Source organism: Nocardia alni (genome assembly GCF_019038435.1).
Taxonomy (GTDB): Bacteria; Actinomycetota; Actinomycetes; order Mycobacteriales; family Mycobacteriaceae; genus Nocardia; species Nocardia alni.
Genome location: NZ_JAGPOX010000022.1, coordinates 1 through 13,785 on the forward strand (window position 1 = coordinate 1; position 13,785 = coordinate 13,785).

The following is a 13,785-nucleotide window of genomic DNA, read 5'->3' on the forward strand; positions in this document are numbered from 1 at the left end:
CCACAGACGGCAGCCTCGCCGCGCGCGCCCTGGCACTCGACGCCGCCCTCACCGCCACAGCAGAAGACACCCTCCCCCTCCGCCCGTCCGAAACCACGCTCCTACGCGACTGGCTCGACCAGCTCGCCCGCCGATCCCCACCGCTACAGTGACACCGGCCCGATCGGCGTTGAAAGGCTTTGACAGCCAACTGATCCGAACGATCGACCAACGCCCGCGCAGCGACATGTGAGTGCACGTTGAGATTTCAGGGTCTCGAGGCCGTGCATTCGGAGAAATTATCAGTGGCGGGAAGCGGGTTGGGCTCGGGCGGCTAGCCTCGGGGCGAGGCCGGCCCCATCCGGCATCGAATTCTCCGCGTTTCCTTCCAGAGGTTCTTGTATGACACGTACTACACCGCCCCGTCCGGTCGATTTCGTGACCGTCTTTCCCGAGTTGGCGCCGCTGGCGCGCACCGCGATTCGCCTGCATCCACGTCCGGGAAGACCCTCGATGCACGACAGTTCGGTCGGTGGGCCCCTGTTGTGGCCGGCGACCGAACCATGGCCGTACTGCCACACCGACGATCACCACGTGGCAATGAGCCCGGAATCCGACGGTCCGATTGCGATGGTGCCGGTCGCGCAGTTGTACGTCCGTGACGTGCCCGGTTTGCCTCTGCCCGAGGGGTCGGACCTGCTGCAAGTGTTGTGGTGCCCCTTCGAGCACGACAACGATGGTCTGCCCAAGACCGTGCTGTTCTGGCGATCCGCGGCGACGGTCACCGACGTGCTCGTCGAACCGCCGCAACCGGCGGACTTCGCGCCGGACCTGGCGCCCGAACCGTGCCTGATCAATCCGGAACAGGTGATCGAATACCCGAGATCGGCGGAGCTCGAGCGGGAGCTAGGGTCCCGAGTGGCCCAGTGGACCATGCCCCAGATCCCGGGTGTCGAGTTCGATGTCGAAGAGGTCGATGTGCCGTACGACTTCTTGTGTACCGCGCCCGGCTGGAAGATCGGCGGTTTTGTCCGATGGGGCATGCAGGATCCCTATCCGAACCCGTGCCCTACCTGCGGAACTCCGACCGAGCCGCTGCTGACGATCGCCAGCGAGGAGTGGGATTCTTTCGACAAGGACTACTGGGTTCCGTTCGAGGACCAGGCCGCCAACATCGCGTGGGGTGATATCCAAGGCGGCCCGAGCGGGCCGACCCGGATATGTGTTTCCGATGTCAACGACCAGATCATCCGAGTCTGCCCGACATCACATGAACACCCGCACATCCAGATGATGCAGTAACCGAGGATGTCCGGCACGGCGGCGTTCGTCTTTCACACAATTGCTCAGCATGCCGGCGTCGATTCCCAGTTCCCGCGCGACCTCGGCGATCGTGCGGCCGTCGATCACAGGATGTGCTGGTGATCGTAGCGTCGTGTGGCAGGCCGTCAGCTGAACTCGCGGAATTGCTCGTGGCGCTGTGTGGGCGAGTCGGTGTCACCGTTGTCGGGGTCCAGCGGTCGGATCAGGTCGTCCGGGCGGATCGGTACCCGGGTGACGGGGCGGCCGGTGGCGGCGCGGACGGCGGCGGCTACGGCGGGGGTCGCCGAGACGGTGGGGGGTTCGCCGACGCCGCGTAATCCGTAGGGGGCGTGTGGGTCTGCCAGTTCGAGGACCTCTACTCGCATCGTGGGGGCGTCGAGCATCGTGGGGATCAGGTAGTCGGTGAAGGAGGGGTTGCGGAGTTTGCCGTCTTCGACGATCAGTTCCTCCATCACCGCGAGGCCCATGCCCTGTAGCGCGCCGCCCTGGATCTGGCCTACCACCGCGTCCGGGTTGATCGCGCGGCCGACGTCCTGGGCGGCGTCCAGGGCCACCACCTTCACCAGGCCCAGTTCGGTGTCGACGTCCACGACGGCGCGGTGTGCGCAGAACGCGAATTGCACGGTGACGTCGCCTTGTCCGGTGGCTGGGTCGAGTGGTCCGGTGCGGCGGTGGTGGTATTCCGCTTCGGCTTCGATTCCGTTGCGGGGCACCAGATCCGCGAGCGCTGCGAGCACCTGTCCGGTGTCGTCCACGACCTTGCCCTCGTGGAGCCGTACGTTACCTCGAGCCGTGGGGGATGTGCGGCGGGCCGCGTCGAACAGGCGCTCGCGCAGCGTGATGCAGGCGGCTCGGACCGCGCCGCCGGTCATGTAGGTCTGGCGGGAGGCGGAGGTGGAGCCGGGCTCGCCGAGATCGGTGTCCGCGGGGGCCAGTCGGACTCGGCCGACGCCCAGTTCCTCGCGGACGATCTGGGCGAGGACGGTTACCAGGCCCTGGCCTACCTCGGCGGCCGCGGTGTGCACGGTTGCCATCGGTTCGGTTCGGGGATTGCTGTGGTGCACTGTGATTCGTGCTGTCGAGTAGTCGTCGGCGCCCTCTCCGAAGGCCACGTTCTTGAAGCCGACGGCGTAGCCGATGCCTCGGCGTACGCCTTCGCCGCGGGTGCTGCCGAGCGCACCGCCGGGGAGTTCGCCCGGGTCTCCGCTGGGCTCCGGGGGCAACGGCAGGTCGCGGACTCGTTGGAGCAGTTCGGCGACCGGGGTCGGCGAGTCGATGAGTTGGCCGGTGGCGCTGTGAGATCCGCGTCGTAAGGCGTTGCGTTGCCGTAGCGTCACCGGGTCCAGGCGCAGTCGTGCTGCGAGGCGGTCCATTTGGGCTTCGTAGGCGACCGCAACTTGGACCGCTCCGAAGCCGCGCATCGCGCCGCAGACCGGGTTGTGGGTGTACACGGCACGGGAATCCAGGTGGATCGCGGGCACGTCGTAGGGGCCGACGCCGAAGACCGCCGCGTTGAACGCGACTTCCGGGGAGCAGGAGGTGTATGCGCCGCCGTCGAGTACGACCTGTGCGTGGACGTACAGCAATGTTCCGTCGCGTAGTGCGCCGTGTTCGTAGCGTAGGCGCGCGGGGTGGCGGTGTACGTGGGCACGGAACGACTCGTAGCGGTCGTAGACCATCTTCACGGGGCGGCCGGTACGCAGGGCCAGCAGGCAGGCGGGGGCGTGGACGGACAGGTCCTCGCGGCCGCCGAACGCGCCGCCCACGCCGGCCAGGGCCACCCGGACCCGGTCCTCGGGTAGGGCCAGGATTCGGCATAATTGCTTGCGGTCCAGGTGGATCCACTGGCTGGCGACATGCAGGGTCACGCCACCCGTTCCGTCGGGGACCGCGAGGCCGGCCTCGGGGCCCAGGAACGCCTGGTCCTGCATGCCTACTTCGTAGTCGCCGTGCACGACGACCTCGGCGCGGGCGCGGGCAGCGGTCACGTCGCCGCGCCGAATGGGCACGTGGCGCACGATGTTTCCGGTGGGCCACACCTGTGGAGCCGCCGGGTCGAAGGCGGCTCGCCAGGGATCGAGCAAGGGTTCCAGTGGGAGATAGGCGATCTCGATCGCGGCGAGGGCGCGGCGCGCGAGGCCGGGATCGGTGGCGGCCACGAAGGCGATCGGTTCGCCCTCGCAGCGGACGATGTCCTCGGCGAGCACGGGTTGATCCGGATGTTCCAAACCGTGCCGGTTCCGGCCGGGCACGTCGGTGTGGATGAGGACGGCCAGCACGCCGGGGAGTGCGCGGGCCGCCGTGGTGTCCAGGTGAGTGATCCGGGCGTGCGGATGCGGGCTGCGCAGCGTCGCTCCCCACACCATGCCGTCGGCCCGCAGGTCCGAGGCGTAGGCGAAGGCGCCGGTGACCTTCGCCGTCCCGTCCGGTCGTTGGGGGCTGTCGCCGATGCGGCCGGTGACCGTGCTGGTGCGGGCGTCCGGGGAGGTGGTCGCCGGGCCGCCGATTCGCGGGCCGCTGGGACTCGGATGCCGACGGCCGCCACCGATCTCGGAAGATCTGGTCACAGTGCCGTCGATTCGCGGGGCGCGAGCCGGACGGCGTCGAGGATCTTCTCGTAACCGGTGCAGCGGCACAGGTTTCCGGCCAGGCCGATGCGAATTTCCGCGTCGGTGGGTTGCGGGGTTGCCGCGAGCAGAGCATGGGTCTGCACGATCAGGCCGGGGGTGCAGAAGCCGCACTGGACCGCGCCGGCGGTCAGGAATGCCTGCTGGACCGGATCCAGGGCGGGCGTGGCGAGGCCCGCGGCCGTGCGGATCCGGCGGCCGTCGGCCTGGCCCGCGGCCACCAGGCAGGAGCAGACCGTGTCCTCATCCAGATAGACTGTGCAGGAACCGCATTCGCCTTGTTCGCAGGCATTCTTGGTGGCGGTGTGGCCGACCCGGTCGCGGAGCAGGTGCAGCAGCGATTCGTCGCCGGGTATGTCGGCCACGGTGTGTTCGGTGTCGTCGATCGTCACGGTGATGTGCAAAACGGTTCCTCGTTTCGGGTGGTCGCGCGGTACTCGTCCCAGGCCCAGCCGAGCGCGCGGGCGGCGATCACGGCGAGGGCGTGGCGGCGGTAGGCGGCGGTGCCGCGCACGTCGTCGATGGGTGCGGCCGCAGCGGCGATCAGGGCGCCGAATTCGCGCAGCAGGGCGGTGTCGGCGGGGTGGCGTGCGGCCCAGTTCAATTCGGTGGCGGCCAGATGGGCCGCGGCCGGCGCGTGGCGGACGGTGGCGGCGGCAGCGCCGATCGCGGCGCCGACCTCGCGGCGATCGGGCCGGAGGTCGACGGCGACGTTGGCGACCGCGATCACCATCGCGTTGCGGCCGCCGATCTTCGCGAACGCCTGTGGGCCGGTGCGCACCGGTACCAGCACCGCGGTGACGAGTTCGTCGGCGGCCAGGACGGTACGTTTGGGGCCGGTCGCGAACCGCGCCAACGGTATTCGGCGGACCTCGCGGACCGAGGACAGTTCGACCTCGGCGCCGGCCGCGATCAGCGGTGGCACGCCGTCGCCGGCCGGGGACGCGGTCGCCACGTTGCCGCCGACGGTGGCGCGGTTGCGGATCTGCGCGGAGCCGACAGTCGCCCCGGCTGCCGACAGGCCCGGTAGGAGTCGCGAGAGTTCCCGCACGACACGGGAATACGTGACTCCGGCGCCCAGTCGCACGATGCCGTCGCGAACCGTCCACTCGCGCAGCTCCGGGACCCGGGTGAGGTCCAGCAGGGCGGGTCGCCGGGTGCCGGCGTTGACCCCGACCATCACGTCGGTGCCGCCCGCCAGCGGTACCGCGGCCGGATGTGCCGCGCGCAGTTCCAGTGCCTCGGAGAGGGATCGGGGAGCGAGGAAGGTCACGGGTCTCAGCCCTGTGCCGGGGCGGCGGTCGTGGTTGCCGGGCGGACGGTGCGTTCCGGCGACCAGCGGAACAGTGCCCAGCACGCCAGCGCACTTCCGAGAAATCCGACGGCCGCGGTGATGTCGCCGAGTCCGGGCAGTGCGTGGGCGACCGGTCCGGTGAACATGCTCTGACTCATGAACGGGATCGACACCGCGACACCGGCGATCCACGCGATCAGGCCGGGCCGGAGGCGACGGTCCTTGTCGTAGAACGACTCCGGTGTGGTGCGGTCGCGCGCGATCACCGCCAGGTAGACGACCATCACGCCGAGCCACGGGCCGACCCAGTAGCCGAGCAGGAACAGGAAGGATTCGAAGTTGTCGTAGTAGTCACCGCGTCCGGCGATCCAGCCGGCCACCGTGCCGATCGCGCCGACCATCAGGACCGACTGCCAGCGCCGCATCGGAATGTCCAGCAGCAGTGCGGCCATCGCGCCGGAGTAGCAGTCGATGCAGGCCGTGGCCGTGTTGGACAGCCACAGCGCGATCAGCGCGACGGTGCCGAGACCGCCGGGCAGCACCTTGTCGACCAGGTCGGCGGGGGTGCCCACCATGGTCTGGGTGCCGATCGCCGCGCCCAGGCCGCCGATCCACAGGGAGGCCAGCAGGGCTCCGCCGCCGGCGGCCACGCCGATCGCCCGGCGGGAGGTGTGCCGCGGGAGGTAGCGGCTGTAGTCGGAGGCGTACGAGGAGAAGCTGATGGTGCGGGCGGCCTGCACGGCGGTGGTGACGATGAACGCGCCGGAGGTACCCAGTGCGCCGGCTTTGTGGGCGTCGAAACCGGCGGTGAGGTGTCCGTCGGTGAGGGCATACCAGGAGACGGCCAGGAAGACGACGGTCAGGAGCACCGCCATCGCCCGCTGGAAGCGGTGAATCAGCTGATATCCGATGAGCGCCAAGAGGATCTGCGCGATCACGGTGATCGCGAAGGCCGGGGCGAAACCGATGCCGGCGAGGGTCTGGACGGTGAACGCGCCCAGGACCGATTCCACCGAGAACCAGGCGCACGCCTTGAAGAACACGAGGAACGCGGGCAGCACGTTCCCGTAGTAGCCGAACGGGCCGCGGGACTGGACCAGCTGCGCGACCCCGAACCGCGGGCCGTACCCGGACAGCACCCCGATGGCGGCCGAGCCGATCAGGCTGCCCAGCGCGACGGCGAGGATCGCCTGTCCGAAGCCGAGGCCGAATACCGCGGTGCCGAGGATGCCGCTGGTGAGGGTCGCGAACTGGACGTTCGAGCTGAACCACAGGGTGAACAGGGACCGGGCGCGGCCGTGCCGGTCAGTGTCGGCGACGGGCTCGACGCCCGTGCGCTCGACGACGAACAGGTCGCGTGGCACGAAACGCGTCAGCACCGACAGGGCGGGTGAGGTACCGGACAAGGCTTCTCCTACGAGCTTGGCCGCGGGCGGGCGTGGCAGCGGCGACCGCCGGCCCGGGCCGGGAAAAAGAACGTGACGGACGCGAGAGGCGCCGTGTGACAAGCGAAACTAGGCGACGCCGGAAATCCGCGTCAATGCCTTCGCACCCGTTCCCACCTGCGTCCCGGTAGTTTTGTCGGCCGCTACAATCGCCGACGGCGACGGGCGCGCGGCTTTGGAGCCGCTGTCCTCGCGCGGGGGTGCGCCGGGTTGTTACCGTCGGTGTCCTGCCCGTCTTCCACCGTGCTCGTCAGCCACTGCCGAAAGGAGCCTCCGTGCCCGCGCTCGCCGGATCCTCGCCGTCCACCGCCCGTGATCTGGAGCATCTGCGTCACGCGATCGACCTGTCCGGCCGGGCGGTCGCCCGCGGTGACCATCCCTTCGGCGCGGTGCTCGCCGGGCCCGACGGCACACTGCTGCTGGCCGCGGAGAACACCGTGGTGACCGATCGCGACTGCACCGGTCACGCCGAGACGAATCTGGTGCGGCTGGCCTGCCGGGCGCACACACCGGAATTCCTGCGCGGCACAACCCTGTACACCAGCGCCGAACCGTGCGCGATGTGCGCCGGGGCGATCTACTGGAGTGGGATCGGCCGGGTCGTGTTCGGTCTGCCGGAGGCGGATCTGTTGCGGCTCACCGGATCTCATCCCGATAATCCCACGATGGCGTTGCCGTGCCGGGAGGTGTTCGCGCGCGGGCAGCGGCCGGTCGAGGTGGTCGGGCCGCTGCTCGCGGAGGAGGCCGCCGGGCCACACGCCGGGTTCTGGACCGAACAGTGATCTCGCCGGTCGAAACACGATCGTAACGGCGGCGACAACTGCGGCTGCCGGACGCATCGCATGATGGGTCCATGCGGCTCTCGGACGTGTCGACGGCGCCGGGGTTGACGGAGCTCCGCTTGCTCACCGGAACGCGCCATCTGGACCGGCATATCCGCTGGGTGTACACCACCGATCTGCTCGCGCCGCGACGGTATCTGTCCGGGGGTGAGGTCGTGTTGACCAGCACCACGTGGCGGCGCCGACCGGAGGATTCGGATTACTTCGTCCGGATGCTGGCCGACGGCGGCGCGGTCGCGCTGATGGCCGGTACCGCGATGCTGGGCGCGATGCCGCACGACCTGGTCCGGGCGTGCGCGCAGTACGAGATACCGCTGTTCCAGGTGCCGGACGAGCTGTCCTTCGGTGCGATCGCCGAGACGGTGATCGAGCGGCTGCACGAGGAGCGCGCGGGTGAGCTGGAGCGGATGGTGGGCCGGCATCGGCGGCTGCTGCACGGTTTCACCCGCGGTGACGGACTCAGCGCGGGCACCGAACTGCTGCGGACCGAGCTGGGCGTGGCGAGCTGGACCATGTCGCTGACCGGGCGCGTGCTCTCCGGGGACTGCCCGTGTTCCACCGAGGTGCGGCTGGCGGCGGCTCGGCACGTGGCGGCCGCGACCCGGCTGCCCATCTGCCGGGATACCGCGGAGGGCCCGATCACGTTGCTGGCCTTGGCAACCGGCGACGGCCCGCAGGCCGCGGGCCGATTGCTGGCCTGCGCGGCCGATCTGCGCGACTGGTCCGCTGCCGAACGCGAAACCGTCGAGGAGGCAGCGGAATTCCTCGCCGCCGGGCTCGCCCGGCGCGACGAGGGCGCGCGGCAGCGCCGGGATCAGCTCGCCCGGCTGGCCGCGCTGCTGGATCGCGACGACACTGACCCGGCGCAGGTGGCCGCCGCCGCGCCCGGTGCGGGCCTGGATCTGGATCGTCCGTATCTGGTGTTGCGGGCGGCGGCGCCCGGTGAGCTGGCGCGGCAGATTCTCGAGGAGATGGGGGCGCATCTGGAGCTCGACGGCATCACCGCCGCACTGGACATCGGGGCGGTGGCGGTGCTGTCGGTGCCCGACCACGGCGCACCGACCCCGGACGATCTGCGCCGGATGCTGGACTCGTTCGGATCGATGGTGTGCGACAGCGATATTCGGGTCGGGGCCGGGGTGGCGGCGGCAGGTCCGCGGGGGCTGCGCCGGTCCTGGGATCAGGCCGCGCAGGCGCTGCTGGTCGCGCGGGGGCGGCCGGCTGCCGGGCCGGCGCTGGTCGGGATCGAGGAGGTGGACACGTTCGGCATGCTGCTGGCCGGTACTCCGGACAGTCTGCGCCGCTCCTACTGCCATCGGGTGCTGGGTCCGCTCGTGGATTACGACACCCGTTGCCGCACAGATCTTCTCGACACGCTCGCAGCGTATCTGGCGGCTTCGGGGTCGTGGCAGACGGTGGCCGCCGAGCGGCACGTGCACGTCAACACCCTGCGTTACCGGATCCGCCGAGTCGAGGAACTCACCGGACGTGATCTGTCCCAGTGGCGGGATCGGCTCGATTTCCAGTTGGCGCTGGATCTGCGCAGGGGTGCGGCGGGCACGGACGGGTGACGGCTCAGCCGATATCGACGATCCGCGCGCAGACACGATCGCCCTGACATCACCAAGATCCGCCACCTGCTCGTCGCGCTCGACCTCACCACCGCTCACAGCACCGAGCACATCTGGGCCGGAACCAGATCATGGAAACTGTGTGGGGACTCGGTGAATACCGCCGCAGCCGGGTCGTGGAGATGTTCATCAGCCGGCTGCGTCAGAAGATCGACGCCCAGGGCTCGCCGCTGATTCACACGGCCCGCGGTGTCGGCTATATCCTGTGCTGAGCCCAGCACCAGATCGCGGCCCTGGTGGGCCAATTCACGTGCGATGAGCAGACCGAGCCCGACGAAGCGCCGGTGATCAGGATCCTGTCGGTCATATGCACGCCGTCCTGGAAGCCCCGAGTGTCCTACTCGCCCACTCGATCAGGCGCCGGACGTCACCGCGGCGCTGCGGACATCACACTTATACGCGGGCGACCGCCGCGTACAACGACGCCTGGGCGTCCACGCTCGCGGGCAGTTCGACGCCGTCGGGCTTCCAGCGGTGGGCCGGCACGATACCGGGGTCGAGCAGTTCGCGGCCCTGGAACAATTGATGGAACTCTTCGCGGCTGCGGGCCTGTAGCGGCACGCCCTGTTCGTTGTAGATGCGCGTGAGTTCGCGGATCGCGGGTGGGTCGAAATCGCTGCTCACATGCGAGAGCACCAGGTAGGACCCTGGCGCCAACGCGTCGAGCAGGGTGGCGATGATCTGGTGCGGGTCTTGGTCATCGGTGATGAAGTGCAGCAACGCGATCAGGCTCAATGCGACGGGCTGGGACAGATCGAGGATTTGCGCCAGCCGGGGGGAGTCGAGGATCGACTGTGGCGACCTGGCGTCGGCCTGGATGTAGTCGGTGCGTCCCTGTGGCGTGCTGACCAGCAGCGCTCTGGCGTGGGTCAGCACGATCGGGTCGTTGTCGACGTAGACCACCCGGGCGGTGGGGTCGACCTGCTGCGCGATCTCGTGCAGATTCGGCTGCGTCGGGATACCGGTCCCGATATCCAGAAACTGCCGGACCCCCCGCTGTGCGAGGAACCGCGTCACGCGATGCATGAACTCGCGGTTGACCCGCGTGGCGACCACCACGGTAGGCCACTTCTGTTTGACCGACTCGGCAGCTTCCCTGTCGGCCTCGTAGTTGTCTTTCCCGCCGAGGAAGTAGTCGTACATGCGCGCGCTGTGCGGAAGATCCGTCCGCAGGTGTAGCGGGGGGCTGTCGGTCACAGAACCAGTGATACCGTACCGGGCGCGCGCGTGTCGAGTCGGCCGCCCGCGAAATACCTTGATGCCGAGAGGGTCTTGCATCCTCCCCGCCGGGTGGACTGTGAATCTCCGGCGGGCTCGGCCGATCAGCCGCGGGCGGGCATGTCGAGGTGTCAGCCGGTGATGCCCACGATGTAGCCGTCGCCTAGCTCCGCTCGCAATTGCTCGAGTTCCCTGTTGCCCCCAGTCAGTGTGAGTATTGAATACGCCATTCTACAAACCGACGCTACTGGCCCGAGGCGTCGCACTGGACCAGTTCAGCTGCGGCAGAATGGAACTCGGGCTGGGCGCGGGATATCTGAACGAAGAATTCAACGCAGCCGGAACACCGATGCCCGGTTCACGGCCGTTGTACTGCCCTCGCGACCTGAACACGGCGCGCCCGTTCTGGTTGAATCGCCCGTATGGCAACCAGCGTGTGCATCCCCGGCCTGGTGCTCACCGAGCACGAGTTCTCCGTCCCCCTCGATCATTCCCGCCTTGACGGCCCGAAGATCACCGTCTTCGCTCGGGAGATCGCCGATCCGGACGGGCTCGACCGCCCGTTTCTCGTCTACCTCCAAGGCGGGCCCGGGCAGGAGGCGCCGCGGCCGTCGCGCGGGGCGCCGAGTTGGCTGCCGCGGGCGTTGCAGGAGTACCGGGTGCTGATGCTCGACCAGCGCGGCACCGGACGTTCCACGCCGGTCGGCACGTTGTCCGGCACTCCGGCCGAGCAGGCCGAATACCTCACCCACTTCCGCGCCGACGCGATCGTCCGCGACGCGGAGTTCGTGCGGCGGCAGCTGGGCGTCGAGAAGTGGAGCGTGCTCGGGCAGTCGTTCGGCGGGTTTTGCACGCTGGCGTACCTTTCCCACGCTCCCGAAGGCTTGGCCGAGGCCTTCTTCACCGGCGGGCTGCCGCCGATCGCGCGGCATCCCGACGAGGTCTACACCGCCACGTTCGCCAACCTGATCGAGCGCAACCGCCAGTACTACCTGCGCTATCCGGGTGATCGCGGCCGGGTCGAGGCGCTGCTGCCGATGCTCGACGACGGGGCCGTCGTCCTGCCCGACGGCAGTACGCTCACCGCGCGGCTGTTCCAGCAGCTCGGAAACGTCCTCGGTGCCGGCGGCGGCGAGGAGACGCTGCACTACCTGCTCGAACGCGACCCGAAATCGCCCGCCTTCGCGCACGACGTCGCCGGCTCGCTGCCGTTCACCGCGCGCAATCCGCTGTACTCGGTGATCCACGAGTCGTCCTACTCCGACGGATTCGCCACCCGCTGGTCGGCCGAGCGCGTGCTGCCGGACGAGTTCCGCACCGACCGGACGCTGTTCACCGGAGAGCACGTGTTCCCCTGGCTCTTCGACGACTTCCACGGTCTGCGGCCGATGAAGCAGACCGCCGAGCTGCTCGCCGCACACGAGTGGCCGCGGCTGTATGACGCCGACGTGCTGCGTGAGTGCGCGGTCCCGGCGGCGGCCGCGATCTACGCCAACGACATGTACGTCGAGCGGACGTTTTCCGAGGAGACCGCGCGGTTGATCCCGACGTTGCGGCCGTGGATCACCAACGAGTACGAGCACAACGGCCTGCGCGCGTCGGGCGATCACGTGCTCGGGCGGTTGATCGACCTCGTCCGCGGCCGGGTCTGACAGGTCGTGAGGGGAACCCTGAGACTCTGATTCCCACAAGGTTCCCCTCCCGGACGGGCGAGGATCACGGTGCGGGCGGCCAGGTGCAGGGTCGGATGCTCGTCGTGGCTGGGGCAGGTCGACGTGCAGTGGCTCGATCCGACTGGTCCGTGCGGCGACCGCATCTCGCGCCTCCCGCAGCCAGGCAATCCAAGCCGCATAGTGGGACGCGGTCAATCCTCTTGAAACAGCGCGTATTTCGCCGCTCGATCACCCTGCAGTCCTGGACGCCCTACGCGGTGGTCTCGGGTCGGTGGCGGCATCGGTCCGATCGGCGGGTTGCGTGCAGAGATTATTCGGCTTCGGAATGTGAGCCGAGTCCCGAGCAGTGTGCGGCGTGCAGCGATGGGACGCGAGTGGGTCGAATTCCGTTTCAACACAAAGCTTTTCAGCTCAACCGATCGAGCGCACCCGGCACCTCGGGCGGGGCTCGGTTGTTCCGCGGCGGGGTTAGCCCGTCGGCGTCGGTGTGGGTTCGCCGGTCGTCGGTGTGGGTTGTGCTGGGTCGTCGCCAGGTAGGGCGGTAGGGCCGTAGAAGGTGGGGAGCATGCCCTTGACCAGGACGAGGGCGGAGCCTTCGCCGGAGGGGACGGTGGCCAGGTTGGTGGCTACCACGATAGTGAGGCCGGAGTCGGGATCGGAGGCCATGAAGGTCATGTAGCCGGGGATTTGGCCGTCGTGGCCGAGTAGGTGGCTGCCGAAGCGGACGATGCCGAGGCCGTAGCCCGCGGTCGCGGGGGTGGCGGGGTCGACCGGCTGGATGCTGTCGATACGGGTTTGCTGCATCCGGTGGTCGAGCAGGCCGCCGTCGGCCAGGGCTTTCGCGTAGGTGGCCATGTCGTCCACCGTGGAGATCGCCGCGCCGGCGGTCCAGGTCCAGGATGGGCTGGCCGCGGTTTGATCGGTCGGCTTCAGGGTGCCGGCGAGGGCGGCGGACTGCTGGTCCGGGGGTAGGGCGAAGGTCTGGATGGTGGAGACCATGGTGCCGAAGGCGTAGCCCTGCGGGTGCGGATCGGGGATCGAGGAATCCGAGGCCGCCGGGAACGAGGTGTGGCGCAATCCGAGCGGTTCGAAGATGCGCTGCCGGAAGAGGTCGGCCACCGGCCGGTTGGTGACGTGCTCGATGACGTTCCCGAGCAGAATCGTGTTGGTGTTCGAGTATTCGAACTTCGCCCCCGGCGCGAAATCGACCGGATGCGCGAAGGCGATATCGAGCAGCTGCCGCGGAGTCCACACACGCTGCGGGTCCCGGTCGACCTCGGCGCTGAACTGTTCGTCGTTCGAATAGCTGTAGAGGCCGCTGCGCATTTCGGCGAGCTGGGCCAGGGTGATCCGGTCCCCATTGGGCACACCCGGCCAATATCTGGCGATCGGATCGTCGAGGGCGAGTTTGCCTTCCTGCGCCAGCTGCATGAGCACCGTGACGGTCATGGTCTTGGTGTTGCTGCCGATCCGGAAGTGGTCGTTCACGGTCATGGGAACGTCCTGGCCGAGGGTCGCGGTCCCGAACGTGGCGGTCCAATTCCCCTCCTTGGGTGATCTGACCTCCACCACCGCGCCAGGAATGACGTTGTCTTTCATAAGTTTTTCGATGATGGGCCGCAATGTCGCGGCATACGCAGGTTCTTTCGCCCCACCGGCATCAGGCGACGATCCGCACCCCACCACAACCATCAACCCCATGGTTGCGACAACTACCCCTAACCCCCGTCGGTATCCCATGGCACTCCGTCCG

The 13,785-nt window shown here is 68.8% G+C and carries 11 protein-coding genes; 5 read left to right on the top strand and 6 right to left on the bottom strand.

The window, feature by feature from the left end; all coding sequences use genetic code 11:
• The first annotated feature begins 381 nt into the window (after window positions 1-381).
• Window positions 382-1,281 carry a YwqG family protein gene (locus tag JZ791_RS11240; RefSeq protein ID WP_216894179.1) on the top strand — a complete coding sequence of 300 codons (900 nt, stop codon included), beginning with the start codon at window positions 382-384 and terminating at the stop codon, window positions 1,279-1,281.
• 146 nt (window positions 1,282-1,427) lie between these two features.
• Here JZ791_RS11240 and pucD read toward each other — a convergent pair whose 3' ends face one another.
• Genes pucD through JZ791_RS11260 form a run of 4 tightly spaced genes read right to left on the bottom strand, consistent with a single transcriptional unit; the run spans window position 1,428 to window position 6,629 of the window.
• Entirely contained in the window at window positions 1,428-3,869 is a 2,442-nt protein-coding gene (pucD, locus tag JZ791_RS11245; RefSeq protein WP_308162885.1) for a xanthine dehydrogenase subunit D, read from the bottom strand.
• On the bottom strand, window positions 3,866-4,333 hold the full coding sequence (locus tag JZ791_RS11250; RefSeq protein WP_216894180.1) for a (2Fe-2S)-binding protein: 468 nt from the start codon (window positions 4,331-4,333) through the stop codon (window positions 3,866-3,868). Before JZ791_RS11250 ends, pucD begins: the two co-directional genes overlap by 4 nt.
• Window positions 4,318-5,202, bottom strand: a complete 885-nt coding sequence (locus tag JZ791_RS11255) for an FAD binding domain-containing protein (RefSeq protein ID WP_216894181.1) — start codon at window positions 5,200-5,202, stop codon at window positions 4,318-4,320. Before JZ791_RS11255 ends, JZ791_RS11250 begins: the two co-directional genes overlap by 16 nt.
• A gap of 5 nt (window positions 5,203-5,207) precedes the next feature.
• The gene (locus tag JZ791_RS11260; RefSeq protein WP_216894182.1) at window positions 5,208-6,629 is read right to left on the bottom strand and encodes a purine-cytosine permease family protein; all 1,422 of its coding nucleotides are present in this window, start codon (window positions 6,627-6,629) and stop codon (window positions 5,208-5,210) included.
• 314 nt (window positions 6,630-6,943) lie between these two features.
• Between JZ791_RS11260 and JZ791_RS11265 the strand changes: the two genes are divergently transcribed.
• The 3 genes from JZ791_RS11265 (at window position 6,944) to JZ791_RS11275 (ending at window position 9,353) form a co-directional block, all read left to right on the top strand.
• The gene (locus JZ791_RS11265; RefSeq protein ID WP_216894183.1) at window positions 6,944-7,450 is read left to right on the top strand and encodes a nucleoside deaminase; all 507 of its coding nucleotides are present in this window, start codon (window positions 6,944-6,946) and stop codon (window positions 7,448-7,450) included.
• A gap of 71 nt (window positions 7,451-7,521) precedes the next feature.
• Complete coding sequence (locus JZ791_RS11270; RefSeq protein ID WP_256461859.1) at window positions 7,522-9,081, top strand: PucR family transcriptional regulator; 1,560 nt, start codon at window positions 7,522-7,524, stop codon at window positions 9,079-9,081.
• Window positions 9,082-9,194: 113 nt separating this feature from the next.
• Window positions 9,195-9,353 carry a winged helix-turn-helix domain-containing protein gene (locus tag JZ791_RS11275; RefSeq protein WP_256461862.1) on the top strand — a complete coding sequence of 53 codons (159 nt, stop codon included), beginning with the start codon at window positions 9,195-9,197 and terminating at the stop codon, window positions 9,351-9,353.
• 181 nt (window positions 9,354-9,534) lie between these two features.
• On the opposite strand, the gene JZ791_RS11280 is transcribed toward JZ791_RS11275, so the two are convergent.
• A complete protein-coding gene (locus JZ791_RS11280; RefSeq protein ID WP_308162886.1) occupies window positions 9,535-10,338 on the bottom strand; it encodes an SAM-dependent methyltransferase in 804 nt (267 codons plus the stop codon).
• Between the two features lie 443 nt (window positions 10,339-10,781).
• Between JZ791_RS11280 and JZ791_RS11285 the strand changes: the two genes are divergently transcribed.
• Window positions 10,782-12,011 carry an alpha/beta fold hydrolase gene (locus JZ791_RS11285; RefSeq protein WP_254205559.1) on the top strand — a complete coding sequence of 410 codons (1,230 nt, stop codon included), beginning with the start codon at window positions 10,782-10,784 and terminating at the stop codon, window positions 12,009-12,011.
• Window positions 12,012-12,500: 489 nt separating this feature from the next.
• Here the strand turns inward: JZ791_RS11285 and JZ791_RS11290 are convergent, their stop codons facing one another.
• Window positions 12,501-13,772: a serine hydrolase domain-containing protein gene (locus JZ791_RS11290; protein ID WP_216894187.1), complete on the bottom strand. Its 1,272-nt coding sequence runs from the start codon at window positions 13,770-13,772 to the stop codon at window positions 12,501-12,503.
• Between the last annotated feature and the right edge of the window lie 13 nt (window positions 13,773-13,785).

Bases quoted from the DNA above. Each gene is read 5' to 3' on its own strand.
- JZ791_RS11290 (WP_216894187.1), bottom strand. From the start codon at position 13,772: ATGGGATACCGACGGGGGTTAGGGGTAGTTGTCGCAACCATGGGGTTG.
- JZ791_RS11270 (WP_256461859.1), top strand. From the start codon at position 7,522: ATGCGGCTCTCGGACGTGTCGACGGCGCCGGGGTTGACGGAGCTCCGC.
- JZ791_RS11285 (WP_254205559.1), top strand. From the start codon at position 10,782: ATGGCAACCAGCGTGTGCATCCCCGGCCTGGTGCTCACCGAGCACGAG.
- JZ791_RS11240 (WP_216894179.1), top strand. From the start codon at position 382: ATGACACGTACTACACCGCCCCGTCCGGTCGATTTCGTGACCGTCTTT.